Origin of the sequence: Nocardia sp. CA-135953 (assembly GCF_050955735.1) — a bacterium.
Lineage (GTDB): Bacteria > Actinomycetota > Actinomycetes > Mycobacteriales > Mycobacteriaceae > Nocardia.
Genome location: NZ_CP192082.1, coordinates 1,616,921 through 1,635,253, shown reverse-complemented (window position 1 = coordinate 1,635,253; position 18,333 = coordinate 1,616,921). Strand labels below are relative to the sequence as shown.

Here is an 18,333-nt window from a genome sequence, read left to right as displayed (position 1 = left end):
TCAATAGCGCCGTAGTCTGCAATATATGAGTCGCAAGGTTACAGACAAAGCTGTCGGCAACCGCCACGTCAAGACCATCATCATCGGCAGCGGTTTCGCTGGTCTGGGCCTGGCAATCCGGTTGAGCAAGCAGGGCCGCAACGATTACCTCGTGTTGGAACGCGGCGGCGATGTCGGCGGCACCTGGCGCGACAACACCTACCCGGGCGCGGCCTGCGATGTGCCGTCGCACCTGTACTCGTACTCGTTCGCGCTGAACCCGAACTGGTCGCGCTCGTTCTCCGAGCAGGGCGAGATCCAGCAGTACATCCAGGGCGTCGCGCGCGAGTACAACGTGCTCGACAAGCACCTGTTCAACTGCGATGTGACCGCGGCCCGTTGGAACAACGCCACCAACCTGTGGCATATCGAATCGACCAAGGGTAGCTTCACCGCCGACACCGTGGTGTCCGCCGTCGGCGCGCTGTGCGAGCCCGCGCTCCCGGATATCAAGGGCATCAACGGTTTCGAGGGCGAGATCTTCCACTCCGCCCGCTGGAACCACGACGCCGATCTGACCGGCAAGCGCGTCGCCATCATCGGCACCGGCGCCTCGGCCATCCAGATCGTGCCGTCCATCGCCCCGCAAGTCGCGCACCTGGACGTCTACCAGCGCACCGCGCCCTGGCTGCTGCCCCGCATGGACCGCCCGTACACCCTGCCGGAGCGTCTCGCCTTCCGGCACATCCCGGGCTTCCAGCGACTATCCCGCGCCGCCATCTACGCCGCGCGCGAAACCCAGGTCGTCGGCCTGGCCAAGGTTCCGGCGCTGATGCAGGCCTTCGAGCTGATCGCCAAGGCCAAGCTGCAGCTGGAGATCCGCGATCCGGAGCTGCGCAAGAAGGTCACTCCCAACTTCCGTATCGGCTGCAAGCGCATGCTGATCTCCAACGACTACTACCCGGCGCTGAGCCGCCCGAATGTGGACGTGGTCACCGACGGCATCACCGAGGTGCGCGCGAATTCCATCGTCACGAACGACGGCACCGAGCGCGAAACCGACGCACTCATCGTCGCGACCGGCTTCCACGTCACGGATTCGCCGACCTACAACGCCATCTCGGGCAAGGACGGTCGCACGCTGGCCGAGGTATTCGATGAAGTCGGCCAACAGGGTTACAAGGGTTCGGCCGTCGCCAACTTCCCCAATATGTTTTTCCTGCTCGGCCCGAACGTCGGCCTCGGCCACACCTCGATGGTGTACATGATCGAATCCCAGATCAACTACATCGCCGATGCTCTCGCCACCGTCGATCGCCTCGGCCTGCGCACCGTCGAGGTGAAGCGCGCGGTGCAGGACACCTACAACAAGAACCTGCAGGGCAAACTGGTGAAAAGCGTGTGGAGTACCGGCGGCTGCGCCAGCTGGTACCTGGACAAGCACGGCAACAACACCACGCTCTGGCCGGATTTCACCTTCGAATTCCGCAGGATTACAAAGAATTTCGACGTCGCCGCCTATGAGACGACTAGCGTCGAAAGCTCCCGAGACGATCTGAAAGTGGTGGCACAGTGAATGCAGCATCGCGAAGCGATTCCGTAGGGGGTGGTGGTCGGGCGACGGGTGGGCGCAATGATGCTTACTTCGAGGGCAAGGTCTGTGTGATCACCGGGGCAGGTTCCGGCATCGGCCGCGCCCTCGCGGAGAACCTGGCCAGGCGTGGCGCCAAACTCGCGCTCTCCGATATCGATACCGACGGCCTGGCCGAGACGGTGCGCCGCTGCGAGGCGTACGGAGCCGAAATCAAATCCGATCGGCTGAATGTGACCGAGCGCGAAGCGGTACTGCTGTACGCCGACGCCGTGCAGGCGCACTTCGGCAAGGTGCACCAGATATACAACAATGCGGGTATCGCCTACCACGGCGAGGTGATCCGCTCGGAGTTCAAGGACATCGAGCGCATCATGGATGTCGACTTCTGGGGCGTCGTCAACGGCACCAAGGCCTTCCTGCCGCTGCTGATCGAATCCGGCGACGGCCACGTCGTCAATGTCTCCAGCCTGTTCGGCCTCATCGCGGTCCCGGGCCAGAGTGCTTATAACGCAGCCAAATTCGCGGTGCGCGGGTTCACCGAATCGCTGCGCCAGGAAATGCTTGTCGGCAAGCATCCGGTCAAGGTGACCTGTGTGCATCCCGGCGGCATCAAGACCGCCGTCGCCCGCAATGCCACCTATGCCGAGGGCATCGACAGCGAGGGCGCCGCATCGCTGTTCGACAAGAAGCTGGCCATTCACACGCCGGAAATGGCCGCGCAGACCATTACCGAGGGCGTCTGCAAGGGACACGGTCGCGTGCTGATCGGCTGGGAGGCCAAGGTGCTCGACCTGTTCGTCCGGGTCACCGCGTCCGGCTACCAGCGCATCGCCGCCGCGGTGAACCGTCCGTTCCTCCCCTGAGCCGGCGCGGGGAATCGAGGAAAACCTATGCGTGACATCGACATTCCGCTACCCGTCGCGCGAGCACTGCTGAGTCCGATTTTCCGGGTCTCACTGAACGCGCGTCTGCCCTGGCTGGTGCAGCGATTGTTGCTCGATATCGGTTCGCGCGCACAGTTTCTGCCATCGGGCACGACCGTGCATCGGCTCCGCCTCGGCGGGCGACCCGCGGAACGAATCACCGCGGGTTCGGCAAGGCCCAACCTGAACGCAGGCGCAGTGCTCTACCTGCACGGCGGCGGCTATGCCATCGGATCGCCGACGACGCACCGTTCACTGGCCGCCCGGCTGGCGCACGAAACCGGTTGCACCGTCTATGTTCTCGACTACCGATTGGCGCCGGAGCACCCGTTCCCGGCCGGACTCGAGGACGCCGAATCGGCCTTCCTGGAACTGGTCGGCAATATCGGCTACCGCCCCGAACAGATTGCGCTGTCGGGTGATTCGGCGGGCGGCGGGCTGTCGCTGGCCACCGCGCAGCGGCTCATCGCAGAACACGGCTACACCCCGGCGGCGCTGGGACTGATCGCGCCGTGGGTGGATCCGAATCAGGTCCCGGACAAGTTCCGCGATCTGGTGATCAATCGGCCGTGGTCGCGCGCATGCGCCGCGGCGTATCTCGGCGACGGGGACCGAAAAGACACCGGCTACGCACCGCTGCACGGTGAACTGCGCGGTTTGCCGCCGACGTATGTACAGGTCGATGTCAGCGAACTGCTGCATGCGCAATGTGTCGAATTAGTGACGGCACTGCGCGCAGCAGGCATCCATGTTCGGTTTACTGAGAGCAAGGGGCTCTGGCACGTCGCGCAACTGCAGGCGGCGCTCGTGGGGCCCGCGGCCGCCGCACTGACCGAACTGGCGGATTTCCTGCGAGAAGCCGTCCAACCGGTCTCGATCCGCGATTTAGGATAGATCTGTGAGCAGGCCGAGCTGACGTCCCGGTCACAGGTGTCGTAGATTACTGGCGAGTAAACCCACGTGGAAGGGCACTGATGCGAGAGTTCGAAGCCCCGGCTTCCTACACCGTCCCGGAAGATGCGAACAATTCCGACAACGTCTTCCGGCATGCCGAGCAGTCGCCCGGCGCGGTGCTGTTCAACGTCACCGACGGTGGCGGCTGGCGGGAAATCAAGGCCGCGGAGTTCGCCAAGACGGTCACCGATGTCGCCAAGGGTCTCATCGCCTCCGGTCTCGAGCTCGGCGATCGCGTCGCCATCATGGCACCGACCCGCTACGAGTGGGTGCTGCTCGACTTCGCCATCTGGGCCGCGGGCGGTTGCACCGTCGCCATCTACGACAGCTCGGCCGCCGAACAGGCCAAGTGGATCCTGCAGGACTCCGCCACCAAGCTGCTGGTGGTCGACAGCGATAAGCATCGCAAGGTGATCGATGAGATCGAGGCGGGTGCGCTGCCGGATCTGAAGCAGACCCTGCAGATCGACAAGGGCGCCGTCGACGATCTGATCGCGCGCGGCGCCGACCTCGACGACGCGACCGTGCACGCGCGCCGTGTCGAGGTCAACGCCAAGTCCCCGGCCACCCTGATCTACACCTCGGGCACCACCGGCCGCCCCAAGGGCGTCATGCTCTCGCACTCGAATCTGTACGCGGAGTCGAAGTCCGACCGGATCGCGCTGAACAAGTACGTCGCCGAGGGCAAGAAGACGCTGATGTTCCTGCCGCTGGCGCACGTCTTCGCGCGTGCCGTCACGCTGGCCGCATTCGACGCCAAGGTGATCGTCGCGTTCACCGCCGACTGGTCCACCCTGGTCGAACAGTTCGGCAGCTACCGCCCGCACTTCATTCTCGCGGTGCCGCGCGTCTTCGAGAAAGTGTTCAACAGCGCCAAGCAGAAGGCGCACGACGGCGGTAAGGGCAAGATCTTCGACGCGGCCGCCGAGACCGCCATCGCCTACAGCCAGTCCCTCGACAACGGTGGGCCCGGCCTGGTGCTCCAGCTCAAGCACACGGTTTTCGACAAGCTCGTCTACAGCAAGCTGCGGGTCGCGCTCGGTGGTCAGTGTGAGGCCGCCGTCTCCGGCGGCGGACCGCTCGGTGCACGCCTGGGCCACTTCTTCCGCGGCGTCGGCGTCACCATCTACGAGGGCTACGGCCTCACCGAGACCACCGCGGCCATCACCGTGAACACCCCCGGCAATATTCGCGTCGGGACCGTCGGCAAGCCGATCGAGGGCCATGCGGTGAAGATCGCCGAAGACGGCGAACTGCTGCTGCGCGGATCGGTTGTCTTCAACGGTTATTGGGGCAATGCCGAGGCCACCGAGGATGCGTTCACCGACGGCTGGTTCAAGACCGGTGACCTTGGCGCCGTCGACGGCGACGGGTACGTCACCATTACCGGCCGCAAGAAGGAAATCATCGTCACCGCGGGCGGTAAGAACGTCTCCCCTGGTCTGATGGAGGATTCGCTGCGCGCCCACCCGCTGATCAGCCAAGTCATGGTGGTCGGCGACGGACAGCCCTTTGTCGGCGCGCTGGTCACCCTCGATCCGGAGGCGCTGCCGGGCTGGAAGGAACGCAACAACCTGCCCGTCGAGACCCCGATCGAGCAGATCATCGAGAATCCGGCGCTGGTCGCGGAGATCAATGCGGCGGTCGCGGAGACCAATAAGAAGGTCTCGCATGCCGAGGCGATCAAGAAGATCCGCATCCTGCCCGTCGACTGGACTCAGGAGACCGGTGAGCTGACACCCAAGATGTCGCTGAAGCGGGCCGTGGTGATGAAGCAGTACGCGTCCGAGGTGGAGAAGATCTACAGCTGACGCTGGTTTTGCGAGGCGCTGTCCGCGAGTTGCGGGCGGCGATGCGGTGACCGCGACCCTGCGCCGCAACGGCGCGGCGGCCGAGAAGCCGGCCGCCATCCTGGCCGAAGCCGCCGATCTGCTCGCCGATCCGTCGATCGGCAAGCTGAAGCGCTGCGAGGCCGACGACTGTGTTCTGCTGTTCCTGCCCGCATCGTCGCTGGTGCTCACCCGAGCGTTGCGGAAACCGGGTCCGCGTCGCTCGCTACTACCAGCGCCACAAGTCCGCGGACCGAGGTTCACGTCACCGAATGGTCATATTCCTCGTCCGCACCCGGCAGTAGGCTCGGACCATGGCTGAACTGCGCTTTCGGGTGGCGGCGGGCATTGTTGCCGCTGGTCTGGCACTCGGCGTGTCCGAGCTCGTTGCCGCCTTCATCGGCCCCGACAGCGCGCCGCCGAACGCTCTCGGCTCCACCGTCATCGACCACACCCCGGATGGCCTGCGCGAATGGGTCATCCAAACCTTCGGCACCAATGACAAGACCCTGTTGTTCGTCTGCATGGCACTCGTGGCCGTGCTGGTCGCCGGATTCATCGGAGCCATCGAACGAACAGAGCACCCACGCGGATCCTGGCTCCTGGCCGCCCTCGGCCTGCTCACTGCCGCCATCGCCTTCGGCCGCACCGGATTCTCCACCGTCTGGCCCACCGTAATCGGCGTCGCCGCAGGCATTTACGCCCTCCGCGCCCTGACCTCCGCTATCGACGACGCGGCCGCTGCTGCACGCACGGCCCAGCCCGCCGCGCCTTCTCCTGCCCCAGTGACCACAAAAAACCACGCGGTCAGGCCGCAGACGGCAACGTCGGCAACACCTAAAACCACTGCCGCCGAAGCCGACTCATCCAGCACCGACGCGTCGGCCACGCCCAGTGAGCGGGCCGAGCACGTTGGGCTGAGCGCGGCAGCATCGTCATCGGCGACACCGGAATCGACTGCCGACCACCGTGACTCGGTCGACCGGGGCACGGCGGAGACCCCTGAGGCCAGTTCGGTCACGGCGGAAGAACTTGCGCCGAGTAGCGGCGCGACGGCGGCGCGTTCGACCGCAGCGGCGGCCGAGAAGGAACCCGCGACTTCGGGGCAGCAGCGGCGACAAGTGTTGCGGGGCATTGCGATTACGGGTGGGCTGGCGTTGCTCGGTGCGGTAGGTGGGCGGCTGATCGGGGCACAGCGGCGGGATGTTTCCGGTGAGCGGGCGGCGATTCAGTTGCCGGAGCCGAGTGGGCCGACCGTTTCGCTCGCACCCGATGCGGATTTGAAATTGCCTGGGCTGACGCCGTATCTGACGTCCAATAGCGACTTCTATCGGATCGATACCGCGCTGATCGTCCCGCAGGTATCCGTTGACGATTGGTCTTTGCGTATCCACGGGATGGTCGATCACGAAATCCAGCTCAGCTGGGACGATCTCGCCAAACGCACACCGGTCGACACGCTCGTGACGCTGGCCTGTGTCTCGAATCCGGTCGGCGGCGATCTGATCGGCAATGCGAGCTGGCGCGGCTACCGCCTGGACGAACTGCTCGCCGAGGCCGGACCGCATCCGGATGCCGATATGGTCCTGTCGCACAGCATCGACGGCTTCACCGCGGGCAGTCCGCTGGCCGTACTCACCGACGGCCGCGACGCGCTGCTCGCGGTCGGTATGAACGGCGAACCCCTCCCGGTCGCACACGGCTATCCGGCCCGGCTGGTCGTCCCCGGCCTGTACGGCTACGTCTCCGCCACCAAATGGGTGACCGAACTGGAGATCACCCGCTTCGACCGCGCCACCGCCTACTGGACCCGTCGCGGCTGGTCCGCCTACGGCCCCATCAAAACCGGCACCCGCATCGACACCCCGCGTACTCGCGCCAAACTGCAACCGGGCCACACCGCCATCGCCGGCGTCGCCTGGGCCCAACACCGCGGCATCCGAGCCGTCGAAGTCCAAATCGACGACGGCCCATGGCAACCCGCCCGCCTGTCTACCGAACAGTCCATCGACACATGGCGCCAATGGGTCTACGACTGGAACGCCACCCCCGGCCCCCACACCATCCGCGCCCGCGCCACCGACGGCACCGGCGAAACCCAAACCGAAGCCCGCGCCCCCGTAGTCCCCGACGGCGCCACCGGCTACCCCTCCACCACCATCCAGGTCGGCTGACGATTACAGCGCGTTAGACAACATTTCTGGCCCGGTGCGCGCTCACCAGCCGGTTGCGCTTGTCACGATAGGATCGGCCCGATACTCGTTGCCGGTCCCGAGGAGCAGCATGTCCGCCGTATTCGATTGGGCGCGGGAAGAGAACCTGCAGCCGGAGCCGATCACGGTGGAGATTTGGAAGGAACTTCCCGAAGACTTCTGCCGCCTGGTCGAGGTGGAGAACGGCGAAGCAGTCCGGGCGGAAGCGCCGAGTCGACCGCATCAGACAGCGACGTTCAGACTTGCACACATGGTCGACCGAGCAATCGCCGAGCACGTCGACCAATGCCGGGACGAATGCCTGGACACAAGTATCGACTTCGATGTGCTGCTGTGGGAAACGCCGCGAACAACCATCAGGCGACCCGATCTCGGCATTTACGACTGTGCACCCGCGGATCTCCGACCGCTGCCCGCTGACCTGGTAAAGCTGGTCATCGAGATCGTGTCGCCGGGCACCACGAGGATCGGCCCGGTCGAGAAGAAAGCGGAGTACGCCATTGCCGGTATCCCGTGGTATTGGATTGTCCGGATTGGCGATAACAGCGTCTCCGTGATCGAGATCTTCGTACTCGACCATGTCCTCGGTCAGTACCGACCTCATGCGAAGTTGACGCCGGACGAGCCACACACCACCGTCGACCTACCGATTCGGATCACCATCGATTGGACCCAGCTGACGGGTCTGGCCCGCTGACGGGTGTGCCCCGTGCGCGGAATGCGCACGGGGCACGCAGAATTCAGACGCCGACGGCGTCGGCCTTGGCCAGGTCGGTCTTCGGGCCGGATGCGGCGGACTTGCCGTGGCTGATGAAGAGGGCCGAGGCGATTACACCGATCAGGAGGATGCCCGCGGGGAGCAGAATGGCTTGGCCGAGGGCGGTGCTGAAGGCGTCCTTGACGAATTCGGGGATGGGCCCTCGGCCCGCACTGCCTTCGGAGACCTTGCCGCTGCCGAGCCCGTTTGCGCTCATCCGGGCCGCGACCAAGGCGCTGATCGCGGCGCTGCCGAGTACCGAACCCACCTGCCGGGTGGTGTTGTAGACACCCGCGCCCGCACCGGCCAACTGGATCGGCAGGTTGTGCGTGGCGGTGGAAGCCAGTGGCGCCCAAATGCAGGCGTTGGCGAAACCGGCCAGCGCGGCCGAGACCAGGAACCACGCCAGTGACGAATGCGGTGTCATCACTGCCGAGAACCAGAAGATCGACACCGAGAATCCGATGAATCCGATGGTGGGCACAAGACGCGGGTGCAGCTTGTCGGAGACCTTGCCGATGATCGGTGCGAAAACACCGGTGACGATCGCCATCGGCGCGAATACCAAGGCGGACTTGGTCGGTGACATTTCGCGCACCGCCTGCAGGTAGAAGTACGTCGGCACCATGAGCGAGGTGACCGCCGCGCCCATGGCCGCGATGGCCACATTCGACATCGCGAAGTTGCGATCACGGAACAGCCCCAACGGCAGCAGCGGCTCACCGGTATTGCGCGACTGATTCACCAGGAACACCGCGAGCACAACAACACCCGCGCCGATCATCAGCCAGATGCGCGGCGACCAGTCGTAGGTATTGCCCTCCTGGATACCGAAGACCAGCAGGAACAGACCGATACCGCTGAGCACCACACCCGTGATGTCGAACTTGTGCTCATGCGTCGGCAGCGCAGGAACCAGCCAGACCGCGAGCGCGAACGCGACGATGCCGACCGGAACATTGACGATGAAGATCCACTCCCAACCGAGCCCGTCGACCAGCACACCGCCGAGGATCGGGCCGACCAGCGTGGCCAGACCGGCGACACCGCCCCACAGACCCATGGCCGCACCGCGCTTGTCCGGCGGGAAGGTCCTGGTTATCACCGCCATGGTCTGCGGCGTCATCATCGCGGCGCCGAGACCCTGCACGGCCCGCGCAGCGATAAGCATGGTGATCGATCCGGACAGACCGCACCACAGCGAGGCGGCGGTGAAGACGGCCAGACCGATCAGGTACAGGTTCTTGGGCCCGTAGCGATCGCCGAGCCGACCGGTGACCAGCAGCGGCACCGCATAGGTCAGCAAGTACGCGCTGGTCACCCAGATGACTTGGGAGATGTCGGCCTGCAGATCCGTCATGATCGCCGGATTGGCGACCGCGACGATGGTCATATCCAGCAGGATCATGAAGAACCCGACGACCAGCGCGAACAGCGCCAGCCACGGATTGCGTTGTGTGGTCATGGATTTGGTTCCTATCTCGGATGTCTGTTCTGGAGGGCGTGTGCGCACCGATACACATCAGGGCGATGACGCGCTCGTCTCGTTCCAGCGGCGCGGCACCGGGGGTGGTTCGGAATGTTCCTGGTCGGACCAGGGGTGCCGATGTTCGGTTGTGCGGACGCCGGTGGCCGGATCGAATTCGTCCCACTCCATCTCGCCGCTGTCCAGTTCGGAGATCAGGTTGTCGACCCACGCGATCTCGGCGGCGATGGCGGCACGCAGGTACGAGAGCACGATCCAGTAGCGCCGCGGTATGGCGTGCACGCCCGCCCACTGGCTCATCATGTCGACATCGGCGAGGTCCTGCGCCAATCGCTCGACCCGCTCCCGCAGTAGTGCGAGCACTTCCGGCGCGGGCAGGTTGTGCGCCTCCGCGAGCGCGACCGGGAACACCGGGTACTCCCGCCCGGGATTGCGCAGGATCTCGGCCACCCGGGACCGCAATGCCGCCCGGCCGCTTTCGGTGATCCGGTAGGTGGTGCGCTCCGGCCGATTCCCGTCCCGGTCGACCCCCTCGGCCTGCACCATTCCTTGGTCGGCCAACCGCGTCACCGTGTGATAGAGCGAGCCCGGACGCACCTTCACCAAGATGTCCTCCCGACGGGCGATCAGCAGTTGATACGCCTCGTAGGGATGCATGGGCCGCTCGTCGAGCAGCGCGAGCACGGCGATCGCCAACGGCGTCACCGACGGGCGCGCGTGCTGCCCCATTTTCGGTCACCTCCTGCACAACACTCGCGGATGCGAGATCGAATTCCCGGAGCACGATAGCCAGGGCCACTGACATACTCCGAATCAAATACTCCAGATGGAATATACGGCGCGGAACAGTCCGCTCACAAGACCGCGGGATCGAACCGAAATGTGATCGGCGACATAGCAAAACGGCCCGAGCGTCGCCGCTCGGGCCGTCGTGACCAGGGGATTTGCTAGAGCGCGTGGTTGTCCAACCAGGTGCGCGCCACCTCCGCGGCAGCGGCACCTTCGCCGACCTTGCGGATCATCTCCGCCAACTCGTCCGTCGTGAGCTCACCCGCGACGTAGTTCAGCTTCTTGATCTGCCGATCATCGAGCAGACCCTTGCGGTAGATCGCGAGCACATTCTCGGCTCGCACCGCGTAGTCGTTGTCGGCGAGGACCGTCAGCCCATCGGTCGCACCGGGGGTCAGCGCGGGCGGGCCGGTCAGGATTCCGGCCTGGATTTCGCCGTCCAGCAAGGCCTTTCGCAGCGCAGTCGCGTCGGGATAGGGCCTGGTGCCGGCGAAGTCGCAACCGGCAATCCGCACGGGCGCAGCCGTTTGCAGCACGCCGGGCACCGGTGCCACCCCGGCCTGGATCTCGCCACACCTCGGTGCGAGCGCACCGATCGACCGCACGTCCTTGCCCGCCGCTTCGGTCAGCAGCACCCGGGCTCGCATATCCGTGCCGTCGGCGGGATCGGAGACCGCCAGCCCTTCCGGCAGCGACCGGTTCAATTCCTCGGTCACCGACAGCCGAACTGGTGCGGACTTGTCCGCCACCTCGGTCGGCACCACCTCGGTCGGCACCTCGGGTTTGCGCGCCTGCGCGTCGGCATTCAGGAAGGTGAGCAGTTCGCCGCTGTGTTCGCCGACCACGGTCACCGTGCCCGCATCCAGTGCGGCCAGATAGCCCGCCCGATCACCGAAATCGGCGGTGACCGAGGTGCGCGCACCGGTCCGCGCCAACGCGCCCGCATAAATTTGCGCAAGCAGATTTGATTCCATCGAATCGCCCGCGCCGACCGCTATCGTCGGGCCCGAATCGTCGCTTCCGCAGGAAACAGCCAGCCCGACGGCCGTGACGACCACGAACCGTGCCAGCATCCGCCTCGACGCGGCCAACCCCATCCGGCGACACCAACCTTCGGTAGTGAACAGGAACTGCGTGCAGCGGGCAGTATGAACAACCAGAATGTACCGGGTGGCCGTGCGAGCACGGCTTCTCGCACCGCCCGTCATGCCGGAAGGACTCCAGTGAAAACCACGATCAACCCCGATGCCGCGCGGCACGGACGGTTCGCGCTGCGGCTGACGCTGCGCGCCGCCCGTGTACTCGTTGCAGCCGCGGCATTGGCCGCCGCCATGATCCTGTCCGCCTGTGGCAACTCCGATCCGCTTGCGGCCAAGGGCAATTGCGAGGGCGACGGGCTGACCGTCGGCTCGGCGAACTTCCCGGAATCGGAAACGGTCGCGAATATCTACGCGGAAGTATTGCGCGCCAACGGATTCAATGTCGACACCAAACTCAATATCGGTAGCCGCGAAGCGTATATCCCGGCACTGCGCCAGTGCGCGATCTCGGTGATTCCGGAGTACAACGGCAACCTGCTGCAGTACCTGGACAAGAACGCCACCGCGGCCAGCTCAGCCGATATCGACGCCGCCCTTACCAAAGCGCTGGGTTCCACGGGTTCCGATCTCGCCGTCGGCACACCGGCCCCGGGCCAGGACTCGGACGCGGTCGTGGTCACCAAGGCCACCGCGGAGCGCTGGAACCTGCACAGCATCGCCGATCTGGCCGCACATTCGGCCGAGGTGAAATTCGGTGCGCCCGCCGAATTCCAGGAGCGCGCAGGCGGTCTGCCCGGTCTGAAGAAGAACTACAACCTGGATATCGCGGCGAACAATTTCGTACCGATCGCCGACGGCGGCGGACCCGCGACGGTGCGCGCGTTGGTCGAGGGCACGGTGACCGCGGCCAATATCTTCACCACCTCCCCGGCGATCGCCCAGAACAACCTGGTGGTCCTGGAGGATCCGAAGCACAACTTCCCCGCCCAGAATGTCGTGCCGCTGTTCAACTCCGCCAAGAAGACCGATAAGGCGCTCGCCGCGCTCAACGCGGTCTCCGCGAAACTCACCACCGACGAACTGCTGAAGCTCAACGAGGCGGTCTCCGGTAGCAGCAAGACCGAGCCCAAGGCCGCAGCACAACAATGGGTCGCCGCCCAAGGGCTGAACAAGCCCACCGGGTAGGAGCCAGCGTGTCCGATATCGAATTCAGCCGTATCAGCAAGACCTATCCGGACGGCACGCACGCCGTCTCCGATCTCGATCTACGCATCGAATCCGGTTCGTTCACCGTCTTCGTCGGACCGTCGGGCTGCGGCAAGACCACCTCGATGCGCATGATCAACCGGATGATCACACCCAGTTCGGGCACCATCACCGTTGGCGGCGCGGATATTTCGACGGTGAATCCGGTCCAGCTGCGGCTCGGTATCGGATACGTGATCCAGAGCGCCGGACTCCTGCCGCACCGCACCGTCGTCGACAATGTCGCGACCGTGCCTGTGCTGCAAGGAGTTCGGCGTCGCGCGGCCCGCGCCGCGGCACTAGAGGTGCTGGACCGGGTCGGGTTGGACCGATCGCTGGCCAACCGGTATCCGGCCCAGCTCTCCGGCGGACAGCAGCAGCGGGTCGGGGTGGCCAGGGCACTCGCCGCGGATCCGCCGGTGCTTTTGATGGACGAACCGTTCAGCGCGGTCGATCCGGTGGTGCGCGAGGAGTTGCAGGCCGAAATGCTGCGGCTGCAAGCGGAATTGCGCAAAACCATTGTCTTCGTCACCCACGACATCGATGAGGCGGTGAAACTCGGCGACCGGATCGCGGTGTTCGGGCCGGGCGGCGTCCTCCAGCAGTACGACGAGCCACAGCGCGTACTCGCCGCGCCCGCAACAGATTTCGTGGCGGGATTCGTCGGACGTGATCGCGGTTATCGAGCACTGTCGTTCCGCAGTGCGGATAGCCTGACACTGCACGCGATTCACACCGCGATCGAACCCGAACTCGCCGAATTGCGGCTGGACCGCGGCGAATGGGTATTGGTGGTCACCGATTCCGGCGTTCCGCGCGGGTGGATCGATGTCACCGGCGTAGAGAGCCTTCGGGCCGGGCGGGCATTGCACGACAGCATCGCCGCGGGCGGCTCGCTCTTCCCGCCGGACGGCGACCTCCGGCAGGCGCTGGACGCGGCGATCTCCTCACCGTCGGGAATCGGTGTCGCCGTCGACGATTCCGGTGCAGCTCGCGGCGGTATCCGGGCTCCGGAGGTACTCCAGCAGCTCGCCGGGCAGCGCACGTTGGAGGACGACGAGCGCAATCGGCATTTCTTCGAAACCGAAAACGCATGAAGTATCTGATCGACAACTTCTCCGAGATCATGGGTTTCACCAAGATGCATCTGTATCTCGCGTTGGTGCCGCTACTGCTCGGGCTGATTATCGCGATTCCGGTGGGCGCGTTGGTGCGCCGGATCTCCTGGCTGCGGCGCGTCACGGTGACGGCGGCCAGCCTGTCGTACACCATTCCGTCACTGGCCCTGTTCGTGATCATTCCGCCGCTGGCCGGGATTTCGACCATCGATCCGCTGAATGTGATCATCGCGCTCACCGTGTATTCGACGGCACTGCTGGTGATCGCGGTGCCGACGGCACTGGATTCGGTGTCGCCCACCGTCATCGACGCCGCCGACGCCGTCGGCTTCAGTTCGCTGCGGCGCACCGTGACCGTCGATATGCCTTTGGCCATACCGGTTTTCGTCTCCAGCCTGCGCGTTGTGGTGGTCACCAATATCGCCATGGTTTCGGTCGGCGCGCTGATCGGTGTCGGCGGGCTCGGCAAACTCTTCACCCAGGGCTATCAGCGCGACTACCCGGACGAGATCATCGCGGGCATCATCGTGACACTGGCGCTGGCCTTGATCTTCGACCGCCTGGTGTACGCCGTCGGGCGCTGGGCGACGCCGTGGACACGCGCGGACACCAGGATGGCGAAAGGTGCTGCGGCATGAACCTTTTCATCGATGCCTGGCACTACTTCACCGACGGCGCGAACTGGAGCGGCCCGGCGGGTATCCAACACCGCATCGCCGAGCACCTCTGGTACAGCTTCCTGACCGTCGTCGTCTCCGCGGCCGTCGCGCTCCCACTCGGGCTGGTGATCGGGCACACCCGTCGCGGTTCCGCGCTGCTGGTCGGATTCGCCAATGCCATGCGCGCGCTGCCCACCCTCGGCCTGCTGACCTTCCTGGTGCTCGGCCTCGGACTCGGCCTGATTCCGCCGCTGCTCGCACTCGTCACGGTCGGCATTCCGCCGCTGCTGGCCGGCGCCTACGCCGGAATCGCCAATGTCGCGGCCGATGTCGTGGACGCCTCACGCGCCATGGGCATGACCGAGCGCCAGATCCTGTTCCGCGTCGAGGTCCCCAACGCGCTGCCGATCCTGCTCACCGGCCTGCGCGGGGCCACCCTGCAGGTCATCGCCACCGCCACCATCGCCGCCTTCGTCAACCTGGGCGGTCTGGGCCGCTACATCTTCGACGGCATCGCCGTCTACCGCTACGACCGGGTCCTCGTGGGAGCCCTGCTGGTCGCAGTCCTCGCCATGGTCATGGACGGCCTGCTGGCTTTCGCGGTCTGGGCCAGCGCACCCGGTACGGGTCGCCTGCGTCGTACCTCTCAGCTGCCCGTGACCCCTGCCGGAATCCTGCAGACCGTGGAATAAAACTCAGGCATAGGGATCGGTGATTTCGCGCAGCCGGGCCATCGTCTCGCGCAGCTGCCGCATGCGCTGCACGCCGAGGTGCGTCGCCCATTCGGCCTCGATCCGATCGGCGACGGAGTTCGCGTACGCCGCCATCTTCGCCCCGCGTTCGGACAGCACGACCAACCGTGCCCGACCGTCGCTCGGGTCCGGCACGCGCTGCACATAGCCGGCGCGCTCGAGCTGATCGACCAGGAATCCGGCGGTTTGCTTGGTGACCTGGGCCTGCTCGGCCAATTCGGTCAGGCGGCTGCCATCGGGACCGATGCGCGCCGCGAGCCGCCCCTGGGCGACGGTGATGTCGTCGTATCCGGACTCGGCGAGGTCGGCGAAGATCCGGTCCTCCATCGATCGGTGGGCAATGAACATCAGCAGGCCCACATTCATATCGTCGTCGGCCATCCCACTCCTTGACGTTGATCAGATAAGCTTACTATATTTGGTAAGTCTATCTGACCAACCTTACAAGAGGTCCGAACTCGGGAGCGCACCATGGACCGCGAAACCTGTTGGCAGACGATCGAACAGCAGCGGCGCGCGATTGCCGACCTGCTGGCCGACCTTTCCGCCGACGAGTGGGAAAAACCGTCATTGTGCGCGGGCTGGCGAGTCCGAGAGGTCGCCGCACACATCGCGCTGACACCGCAGCCACCCCCGATCGGCGTCATGCTCGGCACCGGCATGCGCGCACGTGGCAATTACAACCGGTTCATCGATGACCTCACCAGGCGCTACGCGAAACATCCAGCCGCGGAAATTGTTTCGGCGATTCACACCAACGCCGGTTCCCGGACGCTGCCCAAGCTCACCAACTATCGCAATATCCTGTTCGACACGATGGTGCACGGTCAGGACATCGCAATTCCGCTCGATCGCACGATCGCGATCGAACCAGCCGCCGCGGCAGCCGCGGCCGCCCATGCGGTAACCGTCGGATGGCCGGTATGGGATAAACACCGCCTCGACGGCATCCGCCTTGTCGCATCCGACGTCGACTGGATCCACGGCAGCGGACCGGAGATCCGCGGCCCGATCACCGCACTGTTACTCCTGGTCACCGGCCGCGCAGCGGCAATGGACCTGCTGGCGGGCGACGGCGTCGCAACGATGACCGCTCGCCTGCGCTGACCGCCCCGGCATTGACCAATGATGTGACATGGGTCACGATGTGACGTGGCCGCAGGAGTTTGCTTCGCGGATGCTCGACGCACGATCGCGGAGCCGAATTCTGCGGGATCACTCATCCGAGACCAGGAGGCGTACCGTGAACAGTCGCTCTATGAAGGCGCGCGACATCATGCACGAAAACGCGGAGTGGATCCCCGCCGACGAAACGCTGGATCGGGCCGCGCAGATGATGCGCAGGCTGGATATCGGCGCGCTGCCGATCGGCAACGAAGACCGGCTCGTCGGCATGCTCACCGATCGCGACATCGTCGTGAAATGCATTGCGATGGGCCATGATCCGAGCAAGGTACGGGCCGGGGATCTGGCCGAGGGCACCCCGCGCTGGATATCCGCCGATGCCGACGTCCGCGAGGTACTGGACATGATGGAGCATGATCGGATCAAACGGCTGCCGGTGATCGACAACAAGAAGCGACTCGTCGGCATGATCTGCGAATCCGATATCGCCAAGAACCTCAGCGACGCCGAAATCGCAGAATTCGTCTCGGCCGTCTTCGTTCCGCACTGATCAACCCGCACAACGCAATACGGGGCTGCTCATCCGAATGAGCAGCCCCGTATTTCCGGGTCGAAATCAGGCGACGCCCTCCGCGCGGGCGGCGGCGGCCACCGCCTCGGCAACGGCCGGGGCGACGCGCGGGTCGAGCGGGCTCGGCACGATCTTGTCCGGGGCGATCTCATCGGCGACCACGCTGAGGATGGCATCGGCGGCCGCGATCTTCATGCCCTCGGTAATGCGGCGCGCGCCCGCGTCCAGCGCGCCCTTGAAGACGCCGGGGAACGCGAGGACATTGTTGATCTGGTTCGGGAAGTCGCTGCGCCCGGTGGCCACGATCGCGGCGTACTTGTGCGCGACATCGGGGTGGATCTCCGGATTCGGGTTCGACATGGCGAACACGATCGACTCCGGCGCCATCGAGGCGATCAGTTCCTCGGCGATGGTGCCCGCGGAGAGTCCGAGGAACACATCGGCGCCGTCCAGCGCCTCGGCCGCACCACCGGCGAGACCGCGCGGGTTGGTGCGCTGCGCCAGTTCGGCCTTCACCTCGTTGAGGTCGCCGCGCTCGCGGTTCACGATGCCCCTGGAATCGAGCACGGTCACGTCCTTGACACCCGCGGCGAGCAGGATGTTCGTGCATGCGACACCGGCGGCGCCCGCACCGGACACCACGACCTTCATGCCTTCGATGGCACGACCCTGCACCTTGGCCGCGCCGTTGAGGGCGGCGAGCACCACGATGGCGGTACCGTGCTGGTCGTCGTGCATGACGGGGCAGTCAAGGGCCTCGATGAGCCGCTGCTCGATCTCGAAGCAACGCGGCGCCGAGATATCCTCCAGGTTCACCGCGCCGAAGCTCGGGCGCAGCCGAATGACGGTCTCCACGATCTCGTCGACGTTCTTGGTGTCCAGGACGATCGGGATCGAGTTCAATCCGGCGAACTTCTTGAACAGTGCCGCCTTGCCCTCCATCACGGGCAGCGAGCCGCGCGGGCCGATGTCACCGAGACCGAGCACCGCGGTGCCGTCACTGACCACCACGACGAGCCGGTCGGTCCAGGTGTAGCGCTTGCACAGCGCCTCGTCTTCCGCGATGGCCAGGCTGACCTTCGCGACACCCGGGGTGTAGGCGATGGAAAGGTCGCGCTGGGTGTCCAGCGGCGCGGCGAGTTCGACCGACAGCTTGCCGCCTAGGTGGCCCGCGAAAATCTCTTCCTGGGTGATTTCGGAAAGGCTTGCGGTGGCATTCGCTGCGTCAGTCACAGATGACACGATTTCACTCCTGATCGGGTCGGACAAGCCGGGGGGACGGTTACCGCCGGGTACATG

The 18,333-nt window shown here is 65.3% G+C and carries 18 protein-coding genes; 13 read left to right on the top strand and 5 right to left on the bottom strand.

Annotated elements, in window-relative coordinates:
• Positions 1 to 25: 25 nt before the first annotated feature.
• The 7 genes from ACQPXH_RS07500 (at position 26) to ACQPXH_RS07470 (ending at position 8,189) form a co-directional block, all read left to right on the top strand.
• Positions 26 to 1,555 (top strand): flavin-containing monooxygenase, encoded by a 1,530-nt coding sequence (locus tag ACQPXH_RS07500; RefSeq protein ID WP_433601569.1) that lies wholly within the window; start codon positions 26 to 28, stop codon positions 1,553 to 1,555.
• Between the two features lie 86 nt (positions 1,556 to 1,641).
• Complete coding sequence (locus ACQPXH_RS07495; protein WP_433603354.1) at positions 1,642 to 2,436, top strand: SDR family NAD(P)-dependent oxidoreductase; 795 nt, start codon at positions 1,642 to 1,644, stop codon at positions 2,434 to 2,436.
• Between the two features lie 27 nt (positions 2,437 to 2,463).
• Positions 2,464 to 3,390, top strand: coding sequence for an alpha/beta hydrolase (locus tag ACQPXH_RS07490; RefSeq protein ID WP_433601568.1), 927 nt, complete (start codon positions 2,464 to 2,466; stop codon positions 3,388 to 3,390).
• Between the two features lie 80 nt (positions 3,391 to 3,470).
• Complete coding sequence (locus ACQPXH_RS07485) at positions 3,471 to 5,261, top strand: AMP-dependent synthetase/ligase (protein ID WP_433601567.1); 1,791 nt, start codon at positions 3,471 to 3,473, stop codon at positions 5,259 to 5,261.
• 46 nt (positions 5,262 to 5,307) lie between these two features.
• The gene (locus tag ACQPXH_RS07480) at positions 5,308 to 5,601 is read left to right on the top strand and encodes a hypothetical protein (protein WP_433601566.1); all 294 of its coding nucleotides are present in this window, start codon (positions 5,308 to 5,310) and stop codon (positions 5,599 to 5,601) included.
• Positions 5,594 to 7,453 carry a molybdopterin-dependent oxidoreductase gene (locus ACQPXH_RS07475; RefSeq protein WP_433601565.1) on the top strand — a complete coding sequence of 620 codons (1,860 nt, stop codon included), beginning with the start codon at positions 5,594 to 5,596 and terminating at the stop codon, positions 7,451 to 7,453. Before ACQPXH_RS07480 ends, ACQPXH_RS07475 begins: the two co-directional genes overlap by 8 nt.
• 109 nt (positions 7,454 to 7,562) lie before the next feature.
• Positions 7,563 to 8,189 carry a Uma2 family endonuclease gene (locus ACQPXH_RS07470; protein WP_433601564.1) on the top strand — a complete coding sequence of 209 codons (627 nt, stop codon included), beginning with the start codon at positions 7,563 to 7,565 and terminating at the stop codon, positions 8,187 to 8,189.
• A gap of 43 nt (positions 8,190 to 8,232) precedes the next feature.
• On the opposite strand, the gene ACQPXH_RS07465 is transcribed toward ACQPXH_RS07470, so the two are convergent.
• The 3 genes from ACQPXH_RS07465 to ACQPXH_RS07455 form a co-directional block, all read right to left on the bottom strand.
• A complete protein-coding gene (locus ACQPXH_RS07465; protein ID WP_433601563.1) occupies positions 8,233 to 9,714 on the bottom strand; it encodes a DHA2 family efflux MFS transporter permease subunit in 1,482 nt (493 codons plus the stop codon).
• 57 nt (positions 9,715 to 9,771) lie between these two features.
• Positions 9,772 to 10,464, bottom strand: a complete 693-nt coding sequence (locus ACQPXH_RS07460; protein ID WP_433601562.1) for a PadR family transcriptional regulator — start codon at positions 10,462 to 10,464, stop codon at positions 9,772 to 9,774.
• Positions 10,465 to 10,682: 218 nt separating this feature from the next.
• Positions 10,683 to 11,621, bottom strand: coding sequence for a glycine betaine ABC transporter substrate-binding protein (locus ACQPXH_RS07455; RefSeq protein WP_433601561.1), 939 nt, complete (start codon positions 11,619 to 11,621; stop codon positions 10,683 to 10,685).
• 186 nt (positions 11,622 to 11,807) lie between these two features.
• On the opposite strand from ACQPXH_RS07455, the gene ACQPXH_RS07450 reads away from it, so the two are divergent.
• The 4 genes from ACQPXH_RS07450 to ACQPXH_RS07435 are packed head-to-tail and all read left to right on the top strand — an operon-like array spanning position 11,808 to position 15,278.
• Positions 11,808 to 12,749, top strand: coding sequence for an ABC transporter substrate-binding protein (locus tag ACQPXH_RS07450; protein ID WP_433603353.1), 942 nt, complete (start codon positions 11,808 to 11,810; stop codon positions 12,747 to 12,749).
• The gene (locus ACQPXH_RS07445) at positions 12,710 to 13,906 is read left to right on the top strand and encodes an ABC transporter ATP-binding protein (RefSeq protein WP_433601560.1); all 1,197 of its coding nucleotides are present in this window, start codon (positions 12,710 to 12,712) and stop codon (positions 13,904 to 13,906) included. The genes ACQPXH_RS07450 and ACQPXH_RS07445 overlap by 40 nt, the downstream gene beginning before the upstream one ends.
• A complete protein-coding gene (locus tag ACQPXH_RS07440; protein WP_433601559.1) occupies positions 13,903 to 14,565 on the top strand; it encodes an ABC transporter permease in 663 nt (220 codons plus the stop codon). Before ACQPXH_RS07445 ends, ACQPXH_RS07440 begins: the two co-directional genes overlap by 4 nt.
• Complete coding sequence (locus ACQPXH_RS07435; protein WP_433601558.1) at positions 14,562 to 15,278, top strand: ABC transporter permease; 717 nt, start codon at positions 14,562 to 14,564, stop codon at positions 15,276 to 15,278. Before ACQPXH_RS07440 ends, ACQPXH_RS07435 begins: the two co-directional genes overlap by 4 nt.
• A gap of 3 nt (positions 15,279 to 15,281) precedes the next feature.
• On the opposite strand, the gene ACQPXH_RS07430 is transcribed toward ACQPXH_RS07435, so the two are convergent.
• Positions 15,282 to 15,719 carry a MarR family winged helix-turn-helix transcriptional regulator gene (locus ACQPXH_RS07430; protein WP_433601557.1) on the bottom strand — a complete coding sequence of 146 codons (438 nt, stop codon included), beginning with the start codon at positions 15,717 to 15,719 and terminating at the stop codon, positions 15,282 to 15,284.
• A 90-nt stretch (positions 15,720 to 15,809) separates the two neighbouring features.
• Here ACQPXH_RS07430 and ACQPXH_RS07425 point away from each other — a divergent pair, with 90 nt between their 5' ends.
• Together ACQPXH_RS07425 and ACQPXH_RS07420 are read left to right on the top strand one after the other, a co-directional pair.
• Positions 15,810 to 16,445, top strand: a complete 636-nt coding sequence (locus ACQPXH_RS07425; RefSeq protein ID WP_433601556.1) for a maleylpyruvate isomerase family mycothiol-dependent enzyme — start codon at positions 15,810 to 15,812, stop codon at positions 16,443 to 16,445.
• Positions 16,446 to 16,596: 151 nt separating this feature from the next.
• Positions 16,597 to 17,013 carry a CBS domain-containing protein gene (locus tag ACQPXH_RS07420; RefSeq protein ID WP_433603352.1) on the top strand — a complete coding sequence of 139 codons (417 nt, stop codon included), beginning with the start codon at positions 16,597 to 16,599 and terminating at the stop codon, positions 17,011 to 17,013.
• A gap of 66 nt (positions 17,014 to 17,079) precedes the next feature.
• Here the strand turns inward: ACQPXH_RS07420 and ACQPXH_RS07415 are convergent, their stop codons facing one another.
• Positions 17,080 to 18,276: an NAD(P)-dependent malic enzyme gene (locus ACQPXH_RS07415; RefSeq protein ID WP_433601555.1), complete on the bottom strand. Its 1,197-nt coding sequence runs from the start codon at positions 18,274 to 18,276 to the stop codon at positions 17,080 to 17,082.
• Positions 18,277 to 18,333: the final 57 nt, after the last annotated feature.

Bases quoted from the DNA above. Each gene is read 5' to 3' on its own strand.
- ACQPXH_RS07500 (WP_433601569.1), top strand. From the start codon at position 26: ATGAGTCGCAAGGTTACAGACAAAGCTGTCGGCAACCGCCACGTCAAG.
- ACQPXH_RS07485 (WP_433601567.1), top strand. From the start codon at position 3,471: ATGCGAGAGTTCGAAGCCCCGGCTTCCTACACCGTCCCGGAAGATGCG.
- ACQPXH_RS07445 (WP_433601560.1), top strand. From the start codon at position 12,710: ATGGGTCGCCGCCCAAGGGCTGAACAAGCCCACCGGGTAGGAGCCAGC.
- ACQPXH_RS07435 (WP_433601558.1), top strand. From the start codon at position 14,562: ATGAACCTTTTCATCGATGCCTGGCACTACTTCACCGACGGCGCGAAC.
- ACQPXH_RS07455 (WP_433601561.1), bottom strand. From the start codon at position 11,621: ATGGGGTTGGCCGCGTCGAGGCGGATGCTGGCACGGTTCGTGGTCGTC.
- ACQPXH_RS07440 (WP_433601559.1), top strand. From the start codon at position 13,903: ATGAAGTATCTGATCGACAACTTCTCCGAGATCATGGGTTTCACCAAG.
- ACQPXH_RS07475 (WP_433601565.1), top strand. From the start codon at position 5,594: ATGGCTGAACTGCGCTTTCGGGTGGCGGCGGGCATTGTTGCCGCTGGT.
- ACQPXH_RS07470 (WP_433601564.1), top strand. From the start codon at position 7,563: ATGTCCGCCGTATTCGATTGGGCGCGGGAAGAGAACCTGCAGCCGGAG.
- ACQPXH_RS07490 (WP_433601568.1), top strand. From the start codon at position 2,464: ATGCGTGACATCGACATTCCGCTACCCGTCGCGCGAGCACTGCTGAGT.
- ACQPXH_RS07460 (WP_433601562.1), bottom strand. From the start codon at position 10,464: ATGGGGCAGCACGCGCGCCCGTCGGTGACGCCGTTGGCGATCGCCGTG.
- ACQPXH_RS07420 (WP_433603352.1), top strand. From the start codon at position 16,597: ATGAAGGCGCGCGACATCATGCACGAAAACGCGGAGTGGATCCCCGCC.
- ACQPXH_RS07430 (WP_433601557.1), bottom strand. From the start codon at position 15,719: ATGGCCGACGACGATATGAATGTGGGCCTGCTGATGTTCATTGCCCAC.
- ACQPXH_RS07425 (WP_433601556.1), top strand. From the start codon at position 15,810: ATGGACCGCGAAACCTGTTGGCAGACGATCGAACAGCAGCGGCGCGCG.
- ACQPXH_RS07465 (WP_433601563.1), bottom strand. From the start codon at position 9,714: ATGACCACACAACGCAATCCGTGGCTGGCGCTGTTCGCGCTGGTCGTC.